The organism is Chitinophaga filiformis, assembly GCF_023100805.1.
Taxonomy (GTDB): domain Bacteria; phylum Bacteroidota; class Bacteroidia; order Chitinophagales; family Chitinophagaceae; genus Chitinophaga; species Chitinophaga filiformis_B.
In genome coordinates, this window is record NZ_CP095855.1 from 3,567,129 (window position 1) to 3,592,499 (window position 25,371).

The window sequence follows — 25,371 nt, forward strand, 5'->3', positions numbered from 1 at the left end:
GAACTAAGAATCATATATTTCTTTTTTGAAATCCCTTGAGGCTTTGGGTAGGCATTCCTAAAAATAGTGATTCAAATTAACGTCAGATCAGCTTAAGCTATATTGACGAGCTGTCGGATTGAACCTGAACTATTTAACATTATTATTGAGAATTGCGACGTAACCACTCAGACAAATCTAATCCAACACGAGACAGCTGCGCTGAAAAATTATTTGAAATGCTCTGAGCAAAATCATTCTTTAATTCTGCAATCCATATCATTTTTTGATTATTATCTACTCTTAGAAACCTAGGTACTCCATCTACCACTTCTGGCACAACCACACCTCCACTATTACTCTGCTTATCAATCTTGAATGGAATTAACATACTGTCATATATCTGATAGTTGATCTTGAAATATGAATAATCATTATCCTCCCTTAAAACAATATTGAATTTATTCTCATTGACTTTAACTAGTTTTAAAAAAAGAAAAAATCGCCTAACAGTCTCAATCCTGACACTATCACATTTAGGCTGTATACAAAGCCAATACCCACCATCTCTTTTATCATCTTTGAGAATTACTCCCTGAGACAGGTGAAGAGAATTTGTTCCATATGAAGGTTTAAGAGATGTTAGCATAGCAAACCTGATATTACTTGTATTTGCTTCTTCTTGATTAGCAACAAATGTTAGAGTTAAATCCCTATAGCAGTTTTTAGAAAAAATCATCTTTTCGTTCATAGGATGACTATTCTTAAAAAAAGTTTTTTCGATACCATTTACTACAATCGATGTAAGTATTGCCTTATCAATCTGATCGGGAACATCAATGCTTGTAAATCTATCTTTTTCTGCAATATTTAAAGTATAACTAGGCTCTGTAAATTTATAATCAATATACCTCGGAAGACTATTGGTTCTGACAGATTCTGATATACCTTTACCTTTGATAATCGCTTTAATATCAGCGCCAATAATCTCAATCAAATGGTCCTCTGCATCATTAGTATTAGGCAAAAGAGATCTATGGGTAAGATAGGCAGGATCCAAGGATGAATTATATGAGCCCAAGAGAGTAAAAGTATTAGCCCTAATTTCAGAGATACATTTCAATGCTACATTCGGGATCAGGCCATTAGTAAGCAAAGCAAATTCTGAGTTAACAACATTAGGAAGAGAACTAAAACTTACGATTTTCTTCTTTACCTCTTCTGAAATATGCGCTTTTGTACTCAGGGCTTCTTTAAAGTATATAGCAATTCTAGATTTACTATTCTGGAAGAACAAGCCTTCTTGGTTATGCTCAAAATCGATTCCTATAGCAGCCAACTTATCACTAATAGGTCGGAAAATTGCGGATGAATCATATTCAGCAGTCAAAATTAAGATTAATTTCGGTGAATTGTATTGTCTTCTTAATAAGGCCTCTATTAAACGCAAGGCGTATTTACCACGAGACTCTGTTTCTTCGACATCCTCTTCAGCTCCTGGTGCTGCTACTACTTCAGCAACACTTCCGTCGACTGGTTGTTTCTCCGGATTTTTGTCAGCATTACTATCATTCAAAATGATTCTCCAGTCAATAACACACACATCGGAATTCTCTGACAAATTCAGTACATTATTCTCTTCAGTCAAATCCTTATACTGAAAAAAAGCACAAATTTTGCCCGTCTTCGCAAAAGTCTTGGTTATAAGCCCCGCATTTAAGCGATGATCCATTGACTCATTAACAGGATCTTCACTTTCGTTAAAAAACGGCTGATCATCAATAAAACTAATTGTCCTTATAAAGTCATCAGCAATTTGTGTAGATTCATCCAAGAATGTTTCTGCCATTTATATAGGTTTAATAGGTTTAATTTCAAAGGTAACCGTAGAATCCTTTCGAGGTTCACCAACAAATATATCATAACCGGCATTTCTAAGAACCTCCTTGGATATATAGAGGCCTATACCGCGCCCATTTTCTTTTCGGGAAAAAGAAAAATCAAAGATGTTCTCTTTATCATTAATTGGGATCTCAGGGCCATTATTAGATATATAAAAGCTGCCATTATCAGAATGAAGTCTGATGATTTTATCTCCTGGTTCTTTTTTATGCTTTAACCAATGGATAGCATTATCTACAACATTAACAAAAACAGGATAAAACTGAGAACGATACCCTTTCAGTATAGCTCTCTGAAATCCGTTAGTTCTTGTTATCTTAATATCATGTCTATCTAAACGACCACGAAAAACATCTAATAGAAAAATATAAATCTCTTCAGCCTTAATAACCTCCTCACGGCGATATAATCGTCTATTGAATGGTGTTAGCAAAGATAAATAGCTATCCAAGTGTTCAAAATTTGCGCGAATATTTCTATATGTCGTTTCCAATTTCTCATCAACATCAGCCCATCGTTTTAAATCTCTGATCCCTGACCTCAAAGAATTAACAGTACTGTTAAACTCGTGATGAACAATATTAACTGCGAGGCCTAATTGCGTTAACTCGACATCAGATAAAATTTTTTCTTTTGCCTCCTCTAGCTCCTCCTCCAACACATCACTGATTTGAGCATTTGTAATTATGCGCCCATCGCCATCCTTTTCCCAATAAATACTATCTAACTGATGAATAATGCTTTCTAAAACACCGGTAGCATAGTCCTTTTCCTCTATAATCGGAGCTTCCATAGATCTAATCTGTTCATAAATATCTTGATCTGCGGAATCGGATAAACGGACCTGAGTAAGACCCACTTTTGTCAATCTAATGGTCTGCTCAAGATTTTCCATTAGTTCCTGTGTTAACTTTTTGACTCTTGAGGATACCTCATCCGCAACATTTCTAGCCTCATCATATTTCTTCTTGGTAGAGTCTTTGGCTTCTTCAGAAATTACTTCTACATGCTTTTCTATTCTTTTCCGTCTGCTTATCTCGATCTGTAGCACTTTCTGATACTGATCTACTAATGAGTCGATATTATTGTCTGCTTTTCGGAATGTGTCGCTGTTAATTTTGTCAAATTCTTCTAAATATGCTTCCCAATCTCGTCTTTGATCTTTTGATAATGAGAATCCCCTTGGTGTAGACACCCGATACCTCGATCGTATTTCCATTAGTGCCTTTCTAGCGCCAAATTCAATATCGATTACGGCTTGTCCTGCCTCATCAGGATCCTCGATTGATGAAACACCAGACAGTCTTTTATCTGTATCTGCTAGTAGAAGGTCTATATCGCCCCAGATCTTTCCAGATTGTACATCGCCGAAAAATTTATTCAGTTCATTGACAAATACACCTTTCCTCTCTCTCGCTCTTTTGTCTCTTGCTTCTTTGGCCTTATGTATTTTTTCTCTTTCGCGTCTTAATGTTAGAAAAACTTCTGTAGACTGGCCACCACCCTTCTCTCGGAAAAAGTCATAGGCTAATTGGACAAAGAAATTTTTCAAAATATCTCTCAATTGTCTATATGCTTTATTTTCAATAAATCCTTCTCTCCCTGCTTTTTCTGTTAGGTTTGGATTACCAAGTTTGCTGATATTAATTACTCCTATCATTCTCCTATAAGAGAAAAAATAATATGAAGCACTTTTGGATCTATTTTTCTCGATGTCCAAAAAGTCATAATTGTTATCTCCATAAGGAAGTATTCTTATCCCATCTTTATAAATATATAATCCACCGTATCGGTCCAATTTCGTTTTAACAGGGGCATACAGAGTTTGATCAAGGTATGATTGCTTCTGATCGCCCTGTAAATATGCGCATTCAATCGAAAACTTACCACATAACGTCTGTCGGAACCCGTTGCCCTCCCATAAAATTGTGTGATTTTCGAATAGGTGATTATATACTCTAACTTCTCCTTTAAACTGCCCATACTCGTCAAATTCGCCAGAAAAATGATGATCAATTCTTTGAAAATCCTCAGGAGTAATAAATGACTGATCTCCAATTAAATCGAAATATGCTCCATCATCACTTCGATAATCGCGAAAAGAGGTTTGGATATTGGGAATCGGATGATTGGGCGTCACAGTATTTGTAAATCCAATTAACATTTTTTCCAAACCAGATGCTTCTTCTCTCAATTCACCATCTGTTCCAATACTAGAAATCAGGCTTTCATCTGTAGGAGAAACATAAAAATGTGTTCCTGAATTATCCTCAAGTGATAGATTACCCGGTAGCGACGACATTAACTGTATCGGATCTACATCAAAAGTATCTATCTCTGCTATCAATTTATTCAATTCGGAAACGGTGATATCATCATTGCTTTGCAGTACGCTGATACTATCAATCACTTCTTGTTTCATCCGCTTAATATCTTCTACTGTTGGTGGGGCATCTTCGTCAAATTCTTCTACTGGAATTACTACTTGGTCTAAATTTAACTCTGGTAGCTCAAATATTCCCCAATTAATAAAGGCAACTACAAACTTACCCAGAACATGTTCCCTCTTAGCTCGAGATACTATTAATACCTGTTTCCCTACTGAGGCAATTGCCAGCCTCCCAATACCTTTTTCACCCATAATGGGTCTTTCATCCTTGTCAGGATCAATAGCTGGGGGGGGAGTCTTTCTATTAGGAAATTTGCTCTCAGTCCCTAAAACTAGCCATCTATTCTCAAAATCGTCAAGGCTCATGCCAACACCATCATCTCGCAATACAAGTAATTTCTTTTTGCGGAAAAAATCGACCTCGACATGATCAGCATAAGCATCGTGAGCATTTTTGAAAAGCTCGTTAATTGCTGTTGGTACACCTGCAATCTGTTGTCTACCAAGTAAGTCAATTGCTCTGGCTCGTGCTACGAATTTTGCCATTTTGTTGATAGCTTATAGGATTTAATAAACTGTAAAGCAACCTTCTTTGCCAATTTAGGAGGTACAGCATTACCAATCATCTTGGCAATTGTCCCCATACTACTGGAGTAAAATTTGTATGATATTGGAAATGACTGAAGGATTGCTCCTTCTCTAAGAGATAAAGCTCTGTGTTGCTCTGGATGCCCAAATCTTCCATTTGAAATACTGTGAAATTTGGTCGTTATCGTCGGAGCCGGACTGTCCCAGTAAATTCTGCCATAAACATCTGGGAAAGTGGTGTCTTTACCTTTATAACAGTTAAGTTGAAGTTTAGGATTATCTTTCCATTCTAATCGAGAGCCCCCGTTAAAAGAGGTATTTAGTAACCTTTCAAGATTTAATGCTTCTAATTTCGATGCCCAATGCATTTCATCAATCGAATCTTTGTGACCAGCAGAGATATTATTAAGGCTTCCGATAGCGTTTCTAACAGTTTTTGGGCACTCAGAATGACCTCGTGGAATTGTAATGTTGTTTGTCAAACGAGTAGCCAGTAACACATATCGTCTCCTGTTTTGAGGGACATTATAATCTGCTGCATTAACAACTGCGTCCACAAACCTGTAGCCATTCTTATCTAGAAATTTCTTGAATCTCTGTAATGGGCTACCGACGTTTGATTCTAGCCCCGGCACGTTTTCAATAAAAATAAAACCCGGCTTGAAATAGTCAACAAACCTTTGAAATTCTTCTAACAGCATCTTGCTTTTCGAAGATTTTGTCTTGTCCGTTTGCAAATTCGTATAATATTGACACGGACTGCAGCCTACAAAGATTAGCTCATCATCAAATTGAGATAAACCAAGTGTTTGTTCTAAATCCTTTGTCGATAACTGGGCTACATCTGCATGAATAAAACGTGATCCTTTGTTATTTTTCTCGTATGTTTCTTTGTAAATGTTTTCAATATCAATTCCCCCCAACACCTTTATTCCTGCTTGTTTAAATCCTTGAGTCACTCCTCCAGCACAACAGAAAAAATCCACCGCTTTTAATTTTACTTTTTTCCGCATTATTACTTGTAGATGTTTACTATATTTTTCGTTCTGTTAATGGTGTTCAAATTGTCACGCTACAATATGAACTATACTTATTTTACAACAATCAGTAAAACAAAAACTAACATAACATGCAATTTAATAATGTGAGGTATATTAAATTTTATTTGTTTATAGGTTAGGTGCTAATATAATAATATCTCTGGAATATTAATCACTTTTAATATACAATAGAGGTTCGAGAAAGTTGAATGTTGACGGGAAAGCTATTCACAACATGATAAATCTTTCTAGCGAGATATGTTTCATTTTTTAAAACGTCGGAAAGAAAGGCCGTGATCTTATCCTTGCCTTGTGGGCCATTTCTGTACGTGTTGTTTTCCCGCTTTCCCTTATCTACGTTTTCTTTAAACTTCTCGTTGTGAAAATCCACTATCTGCAACAGTGTTTGTTTTTCTGATGAAGGTCAAGTAAGCGTTTTTAGTCATGATATGGGAATGGTTGGTTCTTGCTTCTTGAACAGGTTATATTGCCGAAGTAGTTTACTTCTGACATGCTGGATCTGATTGTCGATTTCAATAACCTTGCTAATCTAACGATTATGGCGGTGGCTTTCTTATCAAATTTGGAAGGGCCGACCTGTTTGACTACCGATTTTTGTTTTTTTTGAATTGGTTTGCAAGGCGCCAGACCTTTTACTGGTAGGTATCTTTGAGGAATTCATCTACTGTAAAATAAAACTTTTTACTGTAGACGAATTTGTACGCTCTCAAAATCGTTTGATATGATTTATCTTTTTATCATAAAAAAAAGAAAAGCCGCTTAAATCGTTGGATTTAAGCGGCTGTAATTTTATTTGACATTTTTGTCTGTGATCCCGCTGGGATTCCGTTTAGTCATTTTAAGTTTACAGATCTTTACCTAACTTAAATTTAAGCATCTGATTTTCAATATTGTATAACATTTTCTAACATTTTCCCGCTTTACCTTTATAACGGTTAACAGCATTGAACTCGACTAAAAATTCGACTAATTATGCTGTTACCAATTAAACTGATTTGCCCGAAGGGCAAAATGCGCAAAGATGGCACATGTATTATTTTTATCCAGTACTGTGGGAGCAAAACCATCCTCTTAAACACGGAAATCGCCATCCCTCCTAAATATTGGAATCGGAAGTACCACCGTATAACCGCAGACCTTCCGGCGATATTCGGAACTGCTGACGACCTAAACGGTCAGCTGGCGACCTTGCTACGGAAGGCAAACGACGTCATCACACATGCGGCAAGGCAGAGAATAAAGGATATTCCTGACTTTACCAAAAAAACTTTCCACCCGACCTTTAATACGGCCACGCTGGAAGAAAAGGCCCAACAGACGGCCGCCCTCGACCCTAAAACCAATCTCGACCTGATTTTTCAGATCGAGGATTATATCAAATGCAAACGGGATAAGGTTTCGGCGGGTATGCTGAACGTGTATAGGAACATGAAAGATCATATGGCAGCCTTTCAGGAACACCGGGGCGCCGCTATCACATTTGACTCCTTCGATTTCAACTTGTACGAAAGCCTAGTCAACTATCTGACTTATGAATATGTTCAACGCCGAAGATCAGAGGTTATTGATGGTAGAAAGGAACAGATAAAAGGGCTAAAGACCTCTACTATAGGCAAAACCATCAAGCAGCTCCGCATATTCCTACGGGATAGGATGCGCCGTAAGATCATCCCGCCAATAGATTTATCCGATTTCAAAATACTGGACGAAGAAGCGGATGCGGTATACCTGACATGGGCAGAAATCGCCCGGATATATCAAACTGACCTTTCCGAACACCCACACTTGGTTAAATACAGGGATTTGTTTGTTTTCGGCTGCCTGACTGGACTAAGATTTTCCGATTTTTCGTCCATCCGGCCCGAGGACGTACGGAATGGGTCGTTATATAAGAAACAGGAAAAATCAGATCATTGGGTTGTTGTACCGTTAAGGGATGTAGCGGAGGAAATACTCATCAGGCGCTTCAAACGACAGATTCCGATTGTGAGTAACCCCGAATTTAACCGTCATATCAAAGAAGTGGCGCAACTAGCAGGTATTAGCGAGTTAATAAAATTCTCCCACAAGAAAGGCAATAAAAATATAGTACAGGTAAAACCAAAATATGCATGGATAACCTCCCACACCTGCCGCCGTTCATTCTGTACCAATGAATTTTTGGCTGGAACTCCGGTAGATCTAATAATGAAGATCAGCGGCCATAAAAGCCACCGTGATTTCTACAGGTATATCAGAATTACCCCCGAAGAGGCGGGCCGTAAGATAAGGGAGGTATGGGAAAAAAGAGGCGATATAGCTATATTCGCTGCGGTTTTACAAAATGAAATGAATTATTGACATTACGACACAAAAAGGCCCTGTAAATCAGCGACTTACTAAGGCGTTACGTGCCTAGAACTGGAACGTTCGTGACTCTGAATATCAAATTATTTATAAAGACTGCTTGTCTTAGATTAGGTTTATTGTATTGCCTCAAATAAATACCACAATGGAAAAACACCGCAAGCCTGACTATTTTTATATAGATAATTATGACCGTTGGACAATTCGTACACTCAAGGAACTTGAAGCAAAAGAAGCTGCTGAAATGCAGGATGTGGATGACCCAATTAAGCGGTTTGCTATTGAGGTAGTACGTGGTGCAGATTCCATGGCATATAGAAATACAGCAATATCAAGAGCCAGGAACAGGCAAGAGACCATTCGGGAATGGATAATGACCGATGAACATAAAGACCGCCTTATAGAGAAACATCCTGTGCCTAAAGGTGTGACTTGTGATTTATGTGGTAAGGCTATGAGGTTTAATACCCATTTCTTTGACGTGCAATCAATACCTTTATTATTTGTATTTGAATGCCCAGCCAATCATGGACCTCGTAAAGCGATCTATCCAAACGGTCAAGAGCATGTTTTTCCAAAACCGACCTGTAAAAAATGTGGTTATGAAGTTGCCAGAGAAAGCCATAATCAAAATAATATTCTGTATACCACTACTACCTGTAGCATGTGCGGTACTGTGGAAAAAGACGAACTCGATTTAAATTTTGAACCAGAGGAGGAGTTTATGATCACTGAGGAAGATCGTCAGAAATACTGCTTGTCTTTTTTCAAAGAACGTACTTTCATGGAAGACCTTGAAGCAATAAATAACTTTGTCATACGATTTGACGAAGACCAAAAGGATAAGGAACTCAAGGAACATTATGAAATAGATAAAATTGAGAGACTTACAATACCTGCTCTCGAAACCCGTTTGCAAAAGGCAATTGAAAATGAAGGTTTCATAAAACTTGGTTTCGATCGTCCAGAAATGAAAACATGGACAGTTGTTCCTTTCAACCTTCAAGATCCTACAGATCGCAACGATAAAAAAAGTATCAAAACTATTACTTCCTGTATTAAGCAAACCATTTTTACAACCAATTGGCGTTTAGTCGGAAGTATTGACTATCGGCTAGGCTTCCTTACTGGAAAACTTAAAGCATATGAACGTGAAGAGGATTTGATTAAGTTGGCGATAGAAATTAAGGGGAATGTGGGCTGAATCATCATGTTACCGGATTATTTAGTTTTATTTTATCATATGGAAAAGCAATTGATAATTGTGCGACAGTTAATTGCCTGCCTCTTCCAGAAAAAAATTTTGCCAAATAAAAACGCTATCGTAATATTGCGATAGGATAGTTAGTTATTATGGGAGCGACAAAGGCAGATTTATTTACAAAGCAACAGAATGATATTGCTAATATGGCAAAGGCATTGGCTCATCCAGCCAGGATTGCCATTTTGCAATATCTGGCAAGAAAAAATGCTTGCGTATGTGGTGACTTGGTTGATGAATTAGGTTTGGCTCAGGCTACCACCTCTCAGCATTTAAAAGAATTAAAAATAGCGGGGCTGATTCAGGGGACTATCGAAGGAGCAAGTGTTTGCTACTGCATAAATCCCATAGTCTGGAAACAATACGCAAAGGTTTTTGGAGGGTTCTTTACCGAACTTGACAATGCTGATTCCTGCTGTTGATTTTTTTTGCTTATAATCATCGCAATATTGCAATAATAAGATAATAGTAAATCAGGATTACCATGTCTATAGATAATCAAATTAAGGAAATGGTAAGGCAGAAGTATAGCGAGATTGCCTTACAGGACAAGGAGACAAATCAATCTTCTTGCTGTGGTGCTGGAGGTTGTTCTACTGAGGTGTATAACATAATGAGTGATGACTATTCCACATTGGAGGGATACAATCCTGATGCCGATTTAGGTTTAGGTTGTGGTTTACCAACCCAATTCGCTAAAATCAAACCAGGAAATACAGTTATTGATCTTGGTTCTGGTGCCGGTAATGATTGCTTCGTTGCCAGAAAGGAAGCGGGTGAAAATGGAAAGGTAATCGGAATAGACTTCACACCGGCTATGATCGACAAAGCCCGTGAGAATGCTGAGAAATTGGGATTTAATAATGTAGAGTTCCGTCAGGGAGATATTGAAACAATGCCAGTTACCGCTAATGTGGCTGATGTTATTGTAAGCAATTGTGTGCTTAATCTTGTGCCTAATAAGGATGGGGTATTTAAAGAGATATTCCGTGTATTAAAACCTGGAGGACACTTTAGTATTTCGGATATAGTGATAGAAGGGGATCTTCCGTCAGGAATTAAAGAAGCTGCTGAAATGTACTCAGGCTGTGTATCTGGCGCAATTCAAAAACAAGTGTATTTAGAACTTATTTCTTCAAACGGTTTTGTTAATCTGACAATCCAGAAGCAAAAGGCCATTATTGTTCCTGATGATATATTATCTAAATATCTGTCAAAAGAAGAATTGTTAGCATTCCGCAATAGTAATACTGGTATATATAGTATTACAGCATATGCTGAAAAGCCAGCTGAAACCTCATGCTGTGCTCCCGGTTGTTGTAATTAATATAATCCTATGCAAATACAATCTTTACTAGATATACATTGGCAGGAAGTAAAAGGAATCTATGAAAGTGGCATTGCTACTGGCAATGCCACTTTTCAAACTACCGTTCCTGAATGGGAAGAATGGGATAAGGGGCATACAAAAGATTGCAGATATGTAGCAATTGAAAATGGAAAAGTTTTAGGATGGGTAGCCTTATCACCTGTTTCTGGAAGGTGCGTATATGCTGGTGTGGCAGAAGTAAGTGTCTATGTAAGTGAGGATGCAAGAGGCAAAGGGATCGGAGATTTACTTTTAAAAAAAGCTATTAAAGAAAGTGAAAAGCATAGCTTTTGGACACTTCAATCGGGCATTTTTCCTGAAAATACAGCAAGTATAAAATTGCATGAAAAGAATGGATTCAGAAATGTAGGATATCGCGAGAAAATTGGTAAGATGAACGGCATATGGCGCGATACAGTCTTAATGGAGAGAAGAAGCACATCTGTAGGAATATAAATCTAACATTATAACAGGATAAGATTCAACAGTGAATAAACAACCACAACTGCTTGTGTAGGGGACTACTATTTCTTTATTTTTTACAATTCCATGTTTTCTAATCATCACAAAACACCAACAACTATGAACACTAAAATTCTCTTTCTAGCACCTGTATTAGCATGTATCTTTTTCTTTAAAAGTGTTGCTATACAACCTCCAGCTCCGAAACTTTATCCTGAACTGGTAAAGTATTTTGCATCTGTTAAGAATAATTCAATTAATAAGAACGATAAGGAAGCTCTGGATATTCTAAAAGGTGCTTTAGCCCTGGCATCTATGGATAGCAAAGACTTGAATTTTATTTTCCTATGCAAAGACAATAGCTTCAGAAGCCAGGTCGCTCAGATTTTTCTTGAAACATTAAGCACCACAAAGAAAGTAAAGCGGGTAAAATCTTTGTCAGCGGGGGAAGCATCTGGCGAAATTGACGCCAGACTAATTGATTTCCTGAATAAAATAGGTTATAAGGTTAGTAAAACTACAGTGAACAATAAAGTTGGCTATGAAGTTAAATATAGTGACGAGGCCCCGGCGATATTGATTTATGGAAAGGATATGAATGATCCTGCTTTGAATGTAAAAGAAACTTATCCCATAGCTGTAGATCCTGCTGATTTTGCACATTGGGAAGAAGTTAAATTCTCATATCCTCTTTCGAAGCTGGAGGTTGATGGATTTAAAGATCTGGCATCAGCCGATATTGATACTGCAATGGGATCAATCGCTGCATGTATGGTTTATCTCACAGACAAATAAAAAGAAAATAAATAAGCATGAGTAATAATTGCAATCCTGCACAACGGAAACAACTTAGTTTTCTGGATCGGTATCTGACATTATGGATATTTCTGGCAATGGCAGTAGGTATTGGATTAGGCTATTTCATTCCATCAACGGCTACTTTTATTAATAGATTCTCAACCGGGACTACTAATATCCCATTAGCTATTGGATTGATTTTAATGATGTATCCTCCACTGGCAAAAGTCAAGTACGAGAATATAGGAGAAGTATTTAAAAACACTAAAATACTTGGAGTATCCCTTCTATTGAATTGGATTATCGGTCCTATATTAATGTTTGGTTTGGCAGTATTATTTCTTAATGGCTATCCTGAATACATGACTGGATTAATCCTGATAGGGTTGGCCAGGTGTATCGCTATGGTAATCGTATGGAATGAGCTTGCTGAAGGTAATCGGGAATACGCCGCTGGATTGGTAGCAATAAACAGTCTTTTCCAGGTATTGCTTTATAGTGTATATGCTTATGTATTCATAACATGGCTGCCTGCAATTTTGGGTATGAAAAGTATTACTGTAGATGTGACTATTGCTGAGATTGCCAAAAGCGTGGGTATATACCTTGGTATTCCATTTCTGGCCGGCATTGTAAGCCGCTATTGCCTTATTGCCTGGAAGGGTGAACAATGGTTCAAGGAAAAGTATATCCCCTTCATTTCTCCTATTACATTAATGGCATTATTATTCACGATTATCGTAATGTTTAGCCTGAAAGGGGAATTGATTGTACAGATACCGCTTGACGTGCTAAGAATAGCAGTACCATTGGTTGTATATTTTGCAATTATGTTCTTTGTAAGCTTCATGCTGGGGAAAAGTCTTGGTGCTGATTATTCAAAAAATGCCTCAATAGCTTTTACTGCGGCTGGTAATAATTTCGAATTGGCTATAGCCGTAGCTATTGGGGTATTTGGAATTAATTCAGGACAGGCTTTCGTAGGAGTGATCGGGCCTCTTGTAGAAGTGCCTGCTTTGATTGCCCTGGTGAATGTTGCCTTTTGGTTAAGAAAGAAGTATTACGGCAACAAAAATGAATTGCAAACAGTTAGTTAAGATTGTCATATCATATTTACATGAAGAAGATTTTAGTTTTATGTACAGGTAATAGTTGCCGTAGCCAGATTGCACATGGTTATCTTCAGAACTTTGCCGGAGAAAAAGCAATAGTCTACAGTGCAGGGGTAGAAACCCATGGAGTCAATCCCCAAGCTATTAGCGTAATGGCTGAAGATGGTATTGACATCAGTCATCACACTTCCAATAATGTCAGTGAATACAGTGGTATTGATTTTGACTTTGTGATCACTGTTTGTGACAATGCCAAAGAACGTTGTCCTTTCTTTCCTACCAGGGCTGTAAAGTTCCATGAAAATTTCCCTGATCCGGCAAAAGCTACTGGCACTCCGGAAGAGATCATGGCATCTTTTAGAAACGTTCGCCAGCAGATCAAAGATTACTCACAACACTTTACATCAAAAAACCTCTAAACCCTCCGGCAATGAGAATAGCATTATTTAGCGATATTCACGCCAACCTGCCAGCACTTGAAGCATTTTTTAAAGATGTGGAAAGCAGAAGTCCGGATGCCATTTATTGCCTTGGTGATCTTGTAGGTTATAATATATGGGCTAATGAAGTAATTAATGAGGTACGCAAGAGAGGTATCCCTACCATAGCAGGAAACTATGACTTTGGTGTTGGGCGTACCAGTGATGATTGTGGTTGTGCTTATAAAACTGAGGATGAGAAAGCCAATGGAGCCATTTCAATATCTTTTACCAATAGTATAGTAAAGGATGATGAAAGGAAATACCTCCGTACACTTCCTGCTCATATAAGAGTTGAATTTCAGTTGAACAATGATAAACTGAATCTCCTTTTAGTACATGGAAGTCCACGGAAAATTAATGAATACCTTTTTGAGGATAGGGAGGAAAAGAGCATGTTAAGAATTATGCAGGATGCTGATGCGGATGTTATGTGCTTCGGTCATACACATAAACCCTATCATCGAATACTGCCGGCTCAACCTTCCGATAGCGATCATTACAGACATGCTATAAATATCGGTTCTGTTGGAAAACCTAAAGATGGTGACCCAAGAGGAGGATATGTGATATTGCATATCAATGAAAATAGTAGTATTAAAGAGAAAGACAGTGTGCAAGTTGAGTTTATCCGTTTTGAATATGATGTAGAAAAGGCTGCTAAAGCTGTAGAAGCAAGCCCTTTACCGGATGCCTTTGCTGAAAGTCTGAGGAAGGGAGTATAATAACTGTAACTAGAATTAGATGACTATTGCACTATTTAGTGATGTACATGCCAACCTTCCAGCTTTAGAAGCCTTCTTTAACGATGTTGAGCAGCATAAGCCTGATGCTATTTACTGTCTTGGAGACCTGATAGGGTATAATATCTGGCCTAACGAAGTGATAAGTGAGATAAAAAGAAGGAAGATCGCAACCATAGCAGGAAACCATGATGTAAAGGTAAAGGCTGAAAATACCCAGTCATCAGATCCGGCTAAGACGTATGCTTATGATATTATAAGCGATGAGGGAAAAGTATTTCTTAGGAGTCTTCCTGCTCACTTACGGATTACTTTCCAGCTGAATCATGATCAGATTACCCTATTAATGGTGCATGGTAGCCCAAGGAGTATAAATGAATACTTGTATGAGGATATTGACCAGGATATTATAACGGAGATTTTTGTAGCGGAAGATGCTGATATATTGTGTTTTGGTCATACCCATAAACCATACTACCGGGTGATTCCAATATCCGATGACAAAGGGAAGCGGTACGCTCATACTATCAATACAGGATCAATAGGGAAACCTAAAGATGGTGATCCAAGGGGGGCATATGTTCTTATATACCTGGATGAGAGTTCAAATATTGCCATCATTGATGGGATTAGAGTTGAGATCAGGCGCTTTGAATATGATATAGAAAAGGCAGCTGCGGGTGTTGAGAATAGCCCTTTGCCGAATGAGTTGGCTGATATGCTGAGGAAAGGATATTAGATATAAATGGTATAATTGACCTTATACTGGTCAGTTATACCATTTGTTAGATGTATTATTCAACTAAGACAATCAAAATCAGCCCAGACGTCATAATCTAATTCTTCTCCAGTATAAGACTTATATAAGTTCTGCACAGCATGTACCGTATTACACTCATGAGGAATATATTTATCATTACCATAATAGTGCAATCCCTGATCAGGTAGAAAAGCATATTTCACTGTACCGAAATACCTGGAGAACTCTTTTTTATCGTCATAATTGAATTGTAGACGCTTAGCCCAAATCATCGTTAGAGGAATAGACTTTAATCTTGAAACTAAGGTTTTATATATGGGTAATGTCCAGTCTGATTCCATTATGGAATAAATCACTATATCCAGGATGATTGTTTCCACCCTGCATAAATTTTTATCCTCATCAAAAACGAGATTCCCATTTTGATATGTGTTTATATCCATCATAGAGATAAAAGAATTTATTAGTAGCTGGGAGAGATTTTATTATGGAAAAATCAATACCTGAAATTATGAATTAGATTAACACATAAGAATGCTCTATTGCTAATCTTTAAATGTGAAAACGGATATAATATTGTTTTAGATAACTGTGTAGCCTCATATTTCCCTCATGAAAAAAACATATATTGTAAGCCGAACAATCAGTAATAAATGGAATTTTTAGCTGTAGGATTTGCGGTGTTTTTAGCAATAGCGTTTCTCTATTCTTCAGTTGGGCATGCAGGCGCTTCTGGTTACCTCGCTGTCATGGCCTTGCTCTCTTTCCCGGTAGATACTATAAAATCTACCTCATTAATTCTAAATATTATCGTAGCCTCGATTGCTTCTTACAAATACATCAGAGCGGGGTATTTTGATAAAAGGATCTTTCTGGCAGTTATATTTACTTCCATCCCCGCCGCCTTTATCGGTGGCACTATTACAATGGACACCAAATGGTTTAAAATAATTGTCGGAATATTCTTAATAATTTCTTCTATAATGCTTGTATTAAAGGGGTATTTCGTTAGCCAGGATAAAGAAGAAAAAATGCCTCTGTACCGGGGGCTTACGTTAGGGGCAATTATTGGTTTTATTTCCGGGCTTATTGGCGTCGGTGGCGGAATCTTTCTTTCACCACCATTAATATTGATGAACTGGACATCGATTAAAAAGGCATCTGGGGTTACCGCATTATTTATACTATGCAATTCTGTCTTTGCATTAGCCGGACATGTATCAAAAATTCAAAAGATTGATCACAATATCTATCTATGGATATTAGCCGTTGCAATAGGCGGTTTCTTCGGCTCCCACTTCGGAACAAAGAAATTTAATAATAAAATAATCATTACTTTTTTGGTACTGGTCTTACTTTCTGCCGGAATCAAATTTTTGACGGTCATATAAAGTCTACAGTGGGTTTAAATATGGAACTTCTCCCATACTGTATTAATTTTATCAAAAATCAGCAGAGCGAGGAATTATGACAACAATATACATTCGAGTAAAGCAAGTATTTATATTGTCGGTTTTATTATGCTCCTGCACAGCCCTAATGGCGCAACATATTACCATCAAGGGCATTATCCAGGATGAAAACCTAAAAACACCCATTCCCTTTGCTACAGTAGCTGTACTCAATCAGGATTCAACCATCGTCGCCACCACCATTTCAGATACCACCGGGAAATTTATTATTTCCAATCTAACCATCAACCAGCTCAGCTTGAAAATCCAGTTTATCGGGTACAAGCCATTTATATTTACCCCTCTTCTTTCAAAAGATAAAGTTATCAGTATACCACCTGTTTTTCTAACCCGTACTGGGTCACAGCTCGATGAAGTAGTTGTGCAAGGCGAAAAGAAGAACAATTCCTTACAAATCGATAAACAGATTTATTCAGCAAAGCAATTTCAAAACGCCACCACGGGCACAGGTCTTGACATCCTTCAGCGCCTGCCATCCATTACCATAAATAGTGAAGGTGAAATAGCTTTAAGGGGCAGCACAGGTTTGCAGGTACTTATCAACGGCAAACCAACAAAAAGAAATGCTGTCGATGTATTCACTCAAATACCTGCCAGCAATATCGAAAGTATTGAAGTAATTTCTTCACCATCGGCAAAATATGGTGCAGAGGGAAGCGCCGGAATTATCAATATCGTCACCAAAAAGGAAGTCGGGATGGGCTTCGGTCTTGCAGGCAATGGCATGTTCGGTGGCACAACCCCTGAAAGATTCGGTGGCGACATATCGATTAATTACAATGCAAAAAAATGGAGTACATACCTGTCAGGCGACTATAGAAGATTTGACTTCAATGGCCATCGGGATGGCGTCATACGAACGCTGGTAAATGATACTCTTACCTATGCGCCATCTTCTGGCATCCGGAATTTTCGTGAATATCAATATTCACTCACCGGCGGTGCATCCTACACTCCCAACAAAAACAACAACATTAATTTAAGCCTGTATACCGGCAAAAAAGAATCTGCCCGTACCGCAAACCTCTTTTACCAGGAATACTATAAAACAGGCACCGGCTTGAATTTAACGGACAATAATTTTACCACTGCTCCCACATTGTTCTATAATCACAATCTATTTGTAAGAACCGGAACCTTTAATACGGTAAGCCTTGACTACAATCACCGCGATGGCAAAGCCGACTTATACCTTTTAGCCCTTTATGAATATTCCATTTTGGGTGGCCCACTCGAAAACACGGATGCACCAACACCACATGAAGCACTATTCAACAAAGAAAAATCCAATGAAGAAACACCACTGAATGCAATCCGGCTGCAGGCCGATTACTCTTTTCCCATTTTTAAGCAGAAATTAAGTGCCGGTTACCAGTTTCGTACTATTAAAGAAACTGGGGAATTTGATTATACAAGAACAGATGCTTTAGGGAATGTTTATGCCGACCCGCTGTTTAATGACCATGTGGATATAAGGCAGACTATTCATTCATCCTATTTACAAGTGGATGGCAATAAGGGAAAATTTAATTATTCCATCGGTGTAAGGGGCGAATATTCTTCCAGACACCTGGTAGATCAATTGCAGCCGCATTCCTATAAATACAATGCCTTCAATTTGTTTCCTTCCTTACAAGGTATATGGAATGTAGGAAAAGGGAGAAAACTGCGCATCGGATACAACCGCCGCATTGAATGGCCCATGCCCCGGTCATTATCATCATTTAAAAATCATCGTCACGAAGAAACAATCGAAATCGGTGATCCTAACCTGTTGCCCGAAATCAAGGATATTTTTGAAGTTTCCTATAATAAATTATCTGAGCATTTTGCCCTAACCATAACTCCTTATGTAAACTTTGTTCAAAACAGGCTATACCGGCTTAATGATAATTATTCCCGTATTACACTGCTTCGGGTAGCCACCAATGCCGGGAATGCGACGTCTACAGGTATCGAGGTCATTTCCGAAATTAAGGCATTACCCTGGCTTAGATTTTATCTTTCCGCCAATGGCTATTTGCTTAAACTAAAGGGTACTGTGTATGAGGTGGCTTTTTTAAAGAACGGGCTTAACTACAATACTTCGGCAAATACAACTATAAATTTAACCAAACAGCTTAAATTTCAGTACGATTTCAATTATACATCCAGCACCAATACAGCCCAAGGCAATGACACACATTTGCTGCTTTCCAACGTTGGTATAAAATATAATTTGTTTCGAAACAGAACTACATTAGGGCTTCAACTCAACAACATTTTCAATACAGATATTCAAACCATCGCAACGCATGGGCCATTATTCTTTAGTGCTACTCAATACAGTAAATACACCAGGGCGCTTTTATTAAGCATTGGGTTTCATTTTAATGAAAGCAACAAAAAAGTGAAATCCATAAGAACTGAATACGGAGAAAAGGATTATTAATAAATGGTAGTTCTTCATGCTGGTATTCCAACCAGTCTCATCAAATATAGAATAGATCATATACTCCTATTCGAATTTCACCAAAGCAGAAATGGAAACCAAACATACTTTTCAAACTTTCTGCATACACCAGGTAGTCATGCATCGAAAGTTTTGCGCATTGGTGGTTTTTATAGGTCGTGGAATCGAGCGTTGAGGCATTCAGTATATTGAAGCAGTAATTGCTGGTTAACTAAGAAATGTTCGCTGCCATCGAGTAGAAGATAGCAGCTATAAGTATGTGATAGATTGGTCTGACAACGACACTCACACGCAGTAAAGTCTGAAGAGTCTAGAACGTAAAACAACGAACGTAATCGCCATTGTTTGAAACCCCGCCGGGAGGGGGCCGGGGGATGGCGCGGCGGCAGCGCCTCCCCCAGACAAACCGACCTTATCGGATCTTTCCGGCCTTGTTTCTTAACCGGATTACTTCTTCCTCCTTTTCCTGTGCTTCTAGCAACATAGATGCGATCCGCTGCCTTTGTTCCTCCCTTTGCACAACGCTATCCCGAAAGAGCTGCGGATGTGCATGATACAGGCTATCTATTTCGGACAAGAACGGGCGTAGCTGTTTTCCCGCTTGTAGCTGTATATAACGATACTTTATATCTCCAGCTCTATAATCCTGTAGCATTGAGCGAGTGTTGAATAACCACACACACACTAAAACAAGGAGCAGGAACAGGCAAGCGGAAACGATCACTCCTGCATTTACATGATGATGATGCTTGACCTCCCTTATAGGTGGACGTTTCAGCAGATCGTTATTCATTTCAAGATATTCTGATAGCTTATAAACCGCCGCTGTGGGGAATTTTATCCGCTCCGGCATTCCTGTTACATCTGCTTTTAGCTGCTCTAAAGAAGCATCGACACCCTTTAACTGTTCTGTGTAGTCCGGCATTTGAGGCGCTGCGCTATTTATTTGCCGGATACCTTCATCAACTTTATTTAACTTGTCAACAATTGTCTGCAATAACAACTCATTCATAATAGATAGTTTAATTGATTCTTAAATAAGTTTACTGTTACAGGCGTAACCCGCGCCTGTTTGATTGTTTATACTCCTGCTTTATATCCTGCTGCATTGCCTTTTGTAAGCCTGCTACAGAGTATTTCCGGTCAATGCTGCTGCCTTTAAAAGCATACGAACCTTTTTTGAAACTAATACCCTGTAATTGCTGGGTATTTCCTTTGTACTTATACTGTACGTCTATCCCACTTCTCATCAGTTCCTTTTCCAGCGCCGGTATGGTTTTACAGCGGGGTAATACTGTTTCTATCGCTTGGAAAATTTCATAACGGACCGTTTCTTCATAATTAAGCGCTTGCAGATTGGTAAGAGCTATTTTCTTTTCGATGGCAGGAATAAGCTGATATTTTTGCGTAAGCTGTTGCGCGGCCTTCTTCCCACGTAACCCTATCCAGTTATCACGGATTGCCCTTCCCTGGTTGTTAACCAAATTAGCGATAATGTGCATGTGCAAATGATCGGTATCCGTATGCTTTGTTATCACATATTGGGTATCAGTTATGCCTAGCTTTTCGAGGTATTCTCGTCCTATCTGCGTCAATGCTTCATTAGTTAACTGTTCTCCAGGATAAAAGCTGAGGATGCCATGAAAAACAGCCTTTCGCTTATCTGGTAACTGTTGTCTGCTCATTTCAAAATCATTACCCATATGCCGGTAGCTGTAATCTCTTACCCCTTCTGCTTCCAGTATTTCTGCCCGCTGTTCATCTCCACAAACGTAGCGGCAGCAACCATAAAAGGTTTTACCAGTTATTACTTTACTTATCACGTCTTAACCGGTTTAAAAGACTGTCAATCTGTTTACGGTAGCTTTCAAAAAGTAGCATCGCATTCAACATCCCCTCCTTATGTGCCTGTTTTGACACCTGGTTGATATTATTTGCCATACCGATCAATTGTTTGATATATGCCCGTTCATCCTCACTTAAACGGGCTATAACGCCCCCTAACAATGCCATTTGACGGATGTAGACAGTGTAGCGCAGCCCTGCTTTGATGGCCTTTTCTCTCACAATAAAGTATTCGGTCTTGGTAAATCGCACGCCTGTACAGATTTCCTTCCTTACTGCTTTAGGCGGCCTGCCGCCTTTACCCTTCTTCTTTACCTGCGTCTGTTCCATATCTGCTATGTTTTAATCATTGAGGGCTGGCAGCTTTGCTGCCCTGCCCGATCTTCTCGTCCAGGTGGCAACGCGGCCTGGACTCTCTCCGCAGACGGGCAGCTACGCTACCCGTCATTCTCCGCTAAGATCTCCGCACCTCCCCCTTGCGACCATCGGGAGCGAGGGGGCAAGCGGTTTTTGCGCAGCAAAAACACCGCTTGCTAACGGAGCGAAGATCCGTTCGAGTCCGCGAACAGGATGCCGAAGGTGGCCTGTTCAATCTTCGTGGGTGGGCCTGCGTGGAGCAGCCCGCCCGATCTCAGCGTGCAGGTGGCAACGCCGCCTGTACATTCTCCGTGAACGGGTGCCAAAGGTGGCCCGTTCGATCTTCGCGGACTAAGGCCTGCGTGGAGCAGCCCAGCCCAATCTCCGCGACGGTAGCAACGCTCCCTGTCATTGTTTCAGTTGCTGTCCGGGCTGCAATAATTCCTGTATGTCATTCCAAAGAAAATAGACCCTTGACCGGATTTTGTACGGCTTTAGCTTGCCATGTTTAATCCAGTCATAAATAGTAGGCTTTGTAACCTGAAATAGCTGACAGACCTCTCCGATTTTAAAGAGGGGCTTATAGGTGAGGCCGGGGGTATCATACGCAGGGGATCGTACCGGCTGCCTGTCCAGTTGGTTGACTTCTTCACGCACCAACACACGCAACATTTGCCAAAACTGCTCCGGCTCAATCGGAAACAACATTGGCGCTGCCGTCTGCACATCTCTTTCTCTCTTTTCCATATTATACCGATTTAGACGGTAAATATGGTTGCTTAAGAAAAAGAAAAGAGGTTAAGTATACTTGTTTGGCGGAAAAAGGAATGTATGGGCCACATATTCTGATTAATATTAGGGCCTTTGAAACTGTTGCTCCAACTCCTTTAACCGTTGGATACCTTCATCAAACTGCATTGCTTCTAAGATAGTATAGGCTTCTTCGAAACTTTTGCCAACTTCTACAAAATGACGGTGTTCCAATTTGGCTCTTTTCTCCTTCTTAAAGATCAGTTCGAGTGCTTTTTTGATTCCATCAGGGCTTGACCCGAAAATTTTGTGCAGCAGGTCAGCACATTTATCGCTAGGGGTTAGGCAATTAGCTTTACTCGTTTTATCAAATGCGTAAAAAAGAAACACCAATGCCCTGTTGCTTAACTGGTCTTGTTTACACTTTTCCAGCCAGGCACGTTCACGGCCTTCATACGCAGCAATTGCTGTTTCCAGCATTGGCAGGAACTCACCAGTAAAGATCGGACGGTAAAGCAAGATATATAACGGCAGGTACGCGGCCATTCCCAATGTAACACTAGCAAGCATGCACATGCCATTCAATAGACCATTATAAAGCAAAACAACAACAGCGGCTACAACAAACAAAAGCAAATAATGCCAAAGCGCATTAATCCAATACTCATTAATCAGTTGGCGGCGTGTTGCCTCCGCCGGCCAACTGGCATAAATATCATGCTGTTTCTCATGGGTTTTACGAAAGCGGGAATAAATGTAATTGTAATTAACAGGGAGGTCAAAGAGGAAAAAAGATTTCAAACGCTTCAAATTCATACTTCTCATTACACAAACCTTTAGTAAATAAATATACTAAACTCAAATCATGAGTCCAAATTAGATTTCAACAGTTCATCTTTACTCGTCATACGCTTCTGAATAAACCTCCAAAGGGATATTTAATAGCCCTGCCCAATAGGTACATTTAATAGTGGACTCCGTGCAATTATTTTTTTCGTTAACCAATTATTAACTCTTTTATTAAAAACGTATCTTACCTTCAGACTCGGTTGGTATTTCCCCTGCCTTACCAAATATTCCTAACCAAAAAACATCATAAATACCCCTACCTGCAGCCCCGGAATAAAATTTCATTACATCCATAATAAACCTCAACACAGATGAAGCAATTTCACTTCATTTGGCTCTTGTGTATGGCCTTTACCCCAGGTGTATATGCACAGCACAGCCATGACAGTTTGGCTAGGCACCAAACCAACATTTACCTAAAATCAACAGCAAAAAAGTCTGCATTGGGCAGTAAAAAACTGATGCAAGAAAATACTAAGGCTTTAGATGCCTATATCCTAAAGCTAGAGCGTATGCAAAAGAAAGTTGCTTTGTTTGATAAGCAAACTGCCAACCAGTTATTTCCTGCCCTAATAGCCCAAGCAACAGCTTGGCGCGGCCAGCTGCAAAGCGTAGGGCAAGTACCCACAACGTACTTTGGCTACCTGGATACGCTGCAAGGCGCTGTTAAATACATTGGCCAACAGAGCACCGCAGATCAGAACCTGTATCAGCGATCGAAACAATCGGTAGCAGCACTCCAAAACAGCCTATCTGTTACCGAACAAACCAGCAACCTAATTACCCAAGGGAAACAAGAAATTATGGCAGTGTTAACACCGCTGGGTAAGTTTTCTGCAGAATTGGGAGGTTTGGAAAAGGAGGTATTCTACTACCGGCAGCAAATAGAAGACTATAAGACCATATTAACTGATCCTAAAAAACGCGAAGAGAAGCTGCTTTCTTTTTTAAAGGCTAGACCAGAGTTTCAAAACTTTATGGCCCGCAACAGTATATTTGCAAGCCTTTTTAATCTGCCTGCAAACTACAATGCAAGCCGATCGCTAGAAGATTTACAAACCCGTACACAAGTAGAAAGCATATTGCAACGGCGCATAGGCACCGATGCAGCAGGCAGGCAACTGGCTAGCGAGCAATTGGATGCAGGGCGTACACAGTTTGATAGTTTCAAATCTAAATATGCATCCAACGGTAATGTCGATGATATGCCTTCCTTTAAGCCAAACCCACTCAAAACAAAGCGCTTTTGGAACCGCTTAGAGCCAGGTGGTAACATCCAGTTTCAAAGGGCCAACTACTACTTCCCAACAGTAGCCGATATAGTAGCGCAACTGGCTTATAAGTTTCACAAAAGTGGTACAGCTGGCATAGGCGTAGTTTATAAGCTGGGTATAGGCAAAGGCTGGGAACACGTTGCTTTTAGCCATCAGGGTTTCGGCTTCCGCAGTTTTTTAGATTGGAAGCTGCGGGGCAGCATTTACATCAACGGTGGCATAGAAGCCAATAAACCTACAGGCTTTCATCGTATACGCGAACTAGAGAACTGGAATGGCTACCAAATGAGCGCCCTGATTGGCTTATGCCATAAAGTTAAAGTAGCTGCTAAAAGATCGGCCACCACTACTGTACTGTACGATTTCCTTGCCGCCAGGCAAATCCCAGGCTCACAGCCCTTTAAAATTAGATTTGGTTACACTTTTAAATAATTTTTCCCCAAACAATATATACTTATGTTACGATTACCCCAACACATCAAAGGCTGGGCAATGCTTTTCATGCTGCTCATCCCTTATCATCTGCTACTGGCACAAAGCTCAACCACTTTCGATCTCACCTCGCCAGCAACCATTTACGAACCGAGCAAAAAGGCTACAGAAATGGTACGTGTAGCCGATATCCCTGTTTCGTATTATACCGGAAAGCCCGACATCAGCTTTCCACTGTACGAGATCAAATGCGGAAGTTTGTCGCACAAAATTTCATTAAACTATTCCGGCTCGGGTGGTATCCCTGTTGAAAACCAAGGTTCTTGGGCAGGTACTGGTTTTGATATTGTTGTAGGTGGTGCCATTGTGCGCACCCCGGTGGGCTGGCCGGATGAAATGACCACCATGGGTTATAACGATGCTGCAGGAAGCACTGGGCTGCCACTATGGAGTACAACAAACCCCACTTTTTGGTTAAATACCCTGAGCACCTGCGACAAGAAGAACATGGGTGATAACCGGCTGGATATGATTCCGGACATGTACTATGTTCATTTTGATGGGCAGAGCGCCAAGATGTTCTTTGACCCCACCGGTGCCGTATTTTTTACACCTTATAAGCCTTGGAAGTTGACAGGCAATATGACTACCGGTTTTGCCATTACCATCGAAAATGGTACCAGGTAAGAGT

Annotated in this window: 23 protein-coding genes; 14 read left to right on the forward strand and 9 right to left on the reverse strand. The window is 39.5% G+C overall.

Annotation, left to right across the window (positions count from 1 at the left end; translation table 11 throughout):
* Positions 1-142 precede the first annotated feature (142 nt).
* Genes MYF79_RS14300 through MYF79_RS14310 form a run of 3 tightly spaced genes read right to left on the reverse strand, consistent with a single transcriptional unit; the run spans position 143 to position 5,871 of the window.
* Complete coding sequence (locus MYF79_RS14300) at positions 143-1,828, reverse strand: response regulator receiver domain (protein ID WP_247814648.1); 1,686 nt, start codon at positions 1,826-1,828, stop codon at positions 143-145.
* Entirely contained in the window at positions 1,829-4,816 is a 2,988-nt protein-coding gene (locus MYF79_RS14305) for an ATP-binding protein (protein ID WP_247814649.1), read from the reverse strand.
* Complete coding sequence (locus MYF79_RS14310; RefSeq protein WP_247814650.1) at positions 4,801-5,871, reverse strand: DNA cytosine methyltransferase; 1,071 nt, start codon at positions 5,869-5,871, stop codon at positions 4,801-4,803. Before MYF79_RS14310 ends, MYF79_RS14305 begins: the two co-directional genes overlap by 16 nt.
* Positions 5,872-6,891: 1,020 nt before the next feature.
* Here MYF79_RS14310 and MYF79_RS14315 point away from each other — a divergent pair.
* From MYF79_RS14315 to MYF79_RS14360, 10 genes are all read left to right on the forward strand, one after another.
* Positions 6,892-8,259: a site-specific integrase gene (locus MYF79_RS14315; protein ID WP_247814651.1), complete on the forward strand. Its 1,368-nt coding sequence runs from the start codon at positions 6,892-6,894 to the stop codon at positions 8,257-8,259.
* A 151-nt stretch (positions 8,260-8,410) separates the two neighbouring features.
* Positions 8,411-9,469: a hypothetical protein gene (locus MYF79_RS14320; protein WP_247814652.1), complete on the forward strand. Its 1,059-nt coding sequence runs from the start codon at positions 8,411-8,413 to the stop codon at positions 9,467-9,469.
* A 149-nt stretch (positions 9,470-9,618) separates the two neighbouring features.
* Positions 9,619-9,948 carry an ArsR/SmtB family transcription factor gene (locus tag MYF79_RS14325; protein WP_247814653.1) on the forward strand — a complete coding sequence of 110 codons (330 nt, stop codon included), beginning with the start codon at positions 9,619-9,621 and terminating at the stop codon, positions 9,946-9,948.
* A gap of 62 nt (positions 9,949-10,010) precedes the next feature.
* A complete protein-coding gene (locus MYF79_RS14330; RefSeq protein WP_247814654.1) occupies positions 10,011-10,853 on the forward strand; it encodes an arsenite methyltransferase in 843 nt (280 codons plus the stop codon).
* Positions 10,854-10,862: 9 nt separating this feature from the next.
* Positions 10,863-11,351: a GNAT family N-acetyltransferase gene (locus MYF79_RS14335; protein ID WP_247814655.1), complete on the forward strand. Its 489-nt coding sequence runs from the start codon at positions 10,863-10,865 to the stop codon at positions 11,349-11,351.
* A gap of 126 nt (positions 11,352-11,477) precedes the next feature.
* A complete protein-coding gene (locus tag MYF79_RS14340) occupies positions 11,478-12,152 on the forward strand; it encodes a hypothetical protein (RefSeq protein ID WP_247814656.1) in 675 nt (224 codons plus the stop codon).
* A 17-nt stretch (positions 12,153-12,169) separates the two neighbouring features.
* Positions 12,170-13,252 carry an ACR3 family arsenite efflux transporter gene (gene arsB, locus MYF79_RS14345; protein ID WP_247814657.1) on the forward strand — a complete coding sequence of 361 codons (1,083 nt, stop codon included), beginning with the start codon at positions 12,170-12,172 and terminating at the stop codon, positions 13,250-13,252.
* Positions 13,253-13,272: 20 nt separating this feature from the next.
* Positions 13,273-13,686 carry an arsenate reductase ArsC gene (locus MYF79_RS14350; RefSeq protein ID WP_247814658.1) on the forward strand — a complete coding sequence of 138 codons (414 nt, stop codon included), beginning with the start codon at positions 13,273-13,275 and terminating at the stop codon, positions 13,684-13,686.
* Between the two features lie 11 nt (positions 13,687-13,697).
* A complete protein-coding gene (locus tag MYF79_RS14355; RefSeq protein WP_247814659.1) occupies positions 13,698-14,471 on the forward strand; it encodes a metallophosphoesterase family protein in 774 nt (257 codons plus the stop codon).
* A 19-nt stretch (positions 14,472-14,490) separates the two neighbouring features.
* Complete coding sequence (locus MYF79_RS14360) at positions 14,491-15,228, forward strand: metallophosphoesterase family protein (RefSeq protein WP_247814660.1); 738 nt, start codon at positions 14,491-14,493, stop codon at positions 15,226-15,228.
* Between the two features lie 59 nt (positions 15,229-15,287).
* Here the strand turns inward: MYF79_RS14360 and MYF79_RS14365 are convergent, their stop codons facing one another.
* Complete coding sequence (locus MYF79_RS14365) at positions 15,288-15,695, reverse strand: hypothetical protein (protein WP_247814661.1); 408 nt, start codon at positions 15,693-15,695, stop codon at positions 15,288-15,290.
* A 207-nt stretch (positions 15,696-15,902) separates the two neighbouring features.
* Between MYF79_RS14365 and MYF79_RS14370 the strand changes: the two genes are divergently transcribed.
* Positions 15,903-16,640 (forward strand): sulfite exporter TauE/SafE family protein, encoded by a 738-nt coding sequence (locus MYF79_RS14370; protein WP_247814662.1) that lies wholly within the window; start codon positions 15,903-15,905, stop codon positions 16,638-16,640.
* Between the two features lie 115 nt (positions 16,641-16,755).
* Positions 16,756-19,152: a TonB-dependent receptor gene (locus MYF79_RS14375; protein ID WP_247814663.1), complete on the forward strand. Its 2,397-nt coding sequence runs from the start codon at positions 16,756-16,758 to the stop codon at positions 19,150-19,152.
* Positions 19,153-19,585: 433 nt separating this feature from the next.
* Here MYF79_RS14375 and MYF79_RS14380 read toward each other — a convergent pair whose 3' ends face one another.
* The 5 genes from MYF79_RS14380 to MYF79_RS14400 form a co-directional block, all read right to left on the reverse strand.
* Positions 19,586-20,185 (reverse strand): hypothetical protein, encoded by a 600-nt coding sequence (locus MYF79_RS14380; protein ID WP_247814664.1) that lies wholly within the window; start codon positions 20,183-20,185, stop codon positions 19,586-19,588.
* Between the two features lie 37 nt (positions 20,186-20,222).
* A complete protein-coding gene (locus tag MYF79_RS14385; RefSeq protein WP_247814665.1) occupies positions 20,223-20,996 on the reverse strand; it encodes a relaxase/mobilization nuclease domain-containing protein in 774 nt (257 codons plus the stop codon).
* Positions 20,986-21,348 carry a plasmid mobilization protein gene (locus MYF79_RS14390; protein ID WP_247814666.1) on the reverse strand — a complete coding sequence of 121 codons (363 nt, stop codon included), beginning with the start codon at positions 21,346-21,348 and terminating at the stop codon, positions 20,986-20,988. Before MYF79_RS14390 ends, MYF79_RS14385 begins: the two co-directional genes overlap by 11 nt.
* 435 nt (positions 21,349-21,783) lie before the next feature.
* Complete coding sequence (locus tag MYF79_RS14395; RefSeq protein ID WP_247814667.1) at positions 21,784-22,122, reverse strand: helix-turn-helix domain-containing protein; 339 nt, start codon at positions 22,120-22,122, stop codon at positions 21,784-21,786.
* 108 nt (positions 22,123-22,230) lie between these two features.
* Positions 22,231-22,950: a hypothetical protein gene (locus MYF79_RS14400; RefSeq protein ID WP_247814668.1), complete on the reverse strand. Its 720-nt coding sequence runs from the start codon at positions 22,948-22,950 to the stop codon at positions 22,231-22,233.
* Between the two features lie 335 nt (positions 22,951-23,285).
* Between MYF79_RS14400 and MYF79_RS14405 the strand changes: the two genes are divergently transcribed.
* Both MYF79_RS14405 and MYF79_RS14410 read left to right on the forward strand, forming a co-directional pair.
* The gene (locus tag MYF79_RS14405; RefSeq protein ID WP_247814669.1) at positions 23,286-24,680 is read left to right on the forward strand and encodes a hypothetical protein; all 1,395 of its coding nucleotides are present in this window, start codon (positions 23,286-23,288) and stop codon (positions 24,678-24,680) included.
* 24 nt (positions 24,681-24,704) lie between these two features.
* Positions 24,705-25,367 carry a hypothetical protein gene (locus MYF79_RS14410; protein ID WP_247814670.1) on the forward strand — a complete coding sequence of 221 codons (663 nt, stop codon included), beginning with the start codon at positions 24,705-24,707 and terminating at the stop codon, positions 25,365-25,367.
* Positions 25,368-25,371: the final 4 nt, after the last annotated feature.

What these genes read in the sequence shown, in the direction of transcription:
- MYF79_RS14300 (WP_247814648.1), bottom strand. Translation starts at nt 1,828, where the DNA reads ATGGCAGAAACATTCTTGGATGAATCTACACAAATTGCTGATGACTTT.
- MYF79_RS14305 (WP_247814649.1), bottom strand. Translation starts at nt 4,816, where the DNA reads ATGGCAAAATTCGTAGCACGAGCCAGAGCAATTGACTTACTTGGTAGA.
- MYF79_RS14310 (WP_247814650.1), bottom strand. Translation starts at nt 5,871, where the DNA reads ATGCGGAAAAAAGTAAAATTAAAAGCGGTGGATTTTTTCTGTTGTGCT.
- MYF79_RS14315 (WP_247814651.1), top strand. Translation starts at nt 6,892, where the DNA reads ATGCTGTTACCAATTAAACTGATTTGCCCGAAGGGCAAAATGCGCAAA.
- MYF79_RS14320 (WP_247814652.1), top strand. Translation starts at nt 8,411, where the DNA reads ATGGAAAAACACCGCAAGCCTGACTATTTTTATATAGATAATTATGAC.
- MYF79_RS14325 (WP_247814653.1), top strand. Translation starts at nt 9,619, where the DNA reads ATGGGAGCGACAAAGGCAGATTTATTTACAAAGCAACAGAATGATATT.
- MYF79_RS14330 (WP_247814654.1), top strand. Translation starts at nt 10,011, where the DNA reads ATGTCTATAGATAATCAAATTAAGGAAATGGTAAGGCAGAAGTATAGC.
- MYF79_RS14335 (WP_247814655.1), top strand. Translation starts at nt 10,863, where the DNA reads ATGCAAATACAATCTTTACTAGATATACATTGGCAGGAAGTAAAAGGA.
- MYF79_RS14340 (WP_247814656.1), top strand. Translation starts at nt 11,478, where the DNA reads ATGAACACTAAAATTCTCTTTCTAGCACCTGTATTAGCATGTATCTTT.
- arsB (WP_247814657.1), top strand. Translation starts at nt 12,170, where the DNA reads ATGAGTAATAATTGCAATCCTGCACAACGGAAACAACTTAGTTTTCTG.
- MYF79_RS14350 (WP_247814658.1), top strand. Translation starts at nt 13,273, where the DNA reads ATGAAGAAGATTTTAGTTTTATGTACAGGTAATAGTTGCCGTAGCCAG.
- MYF79_RS14355 (WP_247814659.1), top strand. Translation starts at nt 13,698, where the DNA reads ATGAGAATAGCATTATTTAGCGATATTCACGCCAACCTGCCAGCACTT.
- MYF79_RS14360 (WP_247814660.1), top strand. Translation starts at nt 14,491, where the DNA reads ATGACTATTGCACTATTTAGTGATGTACATGCCAACCTTCCAGCTTTA.
- MYF79_RS14365 (WP_247814661.1), bottom strand. Translation starts at nt 15,695, where the DNA reads ATGATGGATATAAACACATATCAAAATGGGAATCTCGTTTTTGATGAG.
- MYF79_RS14370 (WP_247814662.1), top strand. Translation starts at nt 15,903, where the DNA reads ATGGAATTTTTAGCTGTAGGATTTGCGGTGTTTTTAGCAATAGCGTTT.
- MYF79_RS14380 (WP_247814664.1), bottom strand. Translation starts at nt 20,185, where the DNA reads ATGAATGAGTTGTTATTGCAGACAATTGTTGACAAGTTAAATAAAGTT.
- MYF79_RS14390 (WP_247814666.1), bottom strand. Translation starts at nt 21,348, where the DNA reads ATGGAACAGACGCAGGTAAAGAAGAAGGGTAAAGGCGGCAGGCCGCCT.
- MYF79_RS14395 (WP_247814667.1), bottom strand. Translation starts at nt 22,122, where the DNA reads ATGGAAAAGAGAGAAAGAGATGTGCAGACGGCAGCGCCAATGTTGTTT.
- MYF79_RS14400 (WP_247814668.1), bottom strand. Translation starts at nt 22,950, where the DNA reads ATGAGAAGTATGAATTTGAAGCGTTTGAAATCTTTTTTCCTCTTTGAC.
- MYF79_RS14405 (WP_247814669.1), top strand. Translation starts at nt 23,286, where the DNA reads ATGAAGCAATTTCACTTCATTTGGCTCTTGTGTATGGCCTTTACCCCA.
- MYF79_RS14410 (WP_247814670.1), top strand. Translation starts at nt 24,705, where the DNA reads ATGTTACGATTACCCCAACACATCAAAGGCTGGGCAATGCTTTTCATG.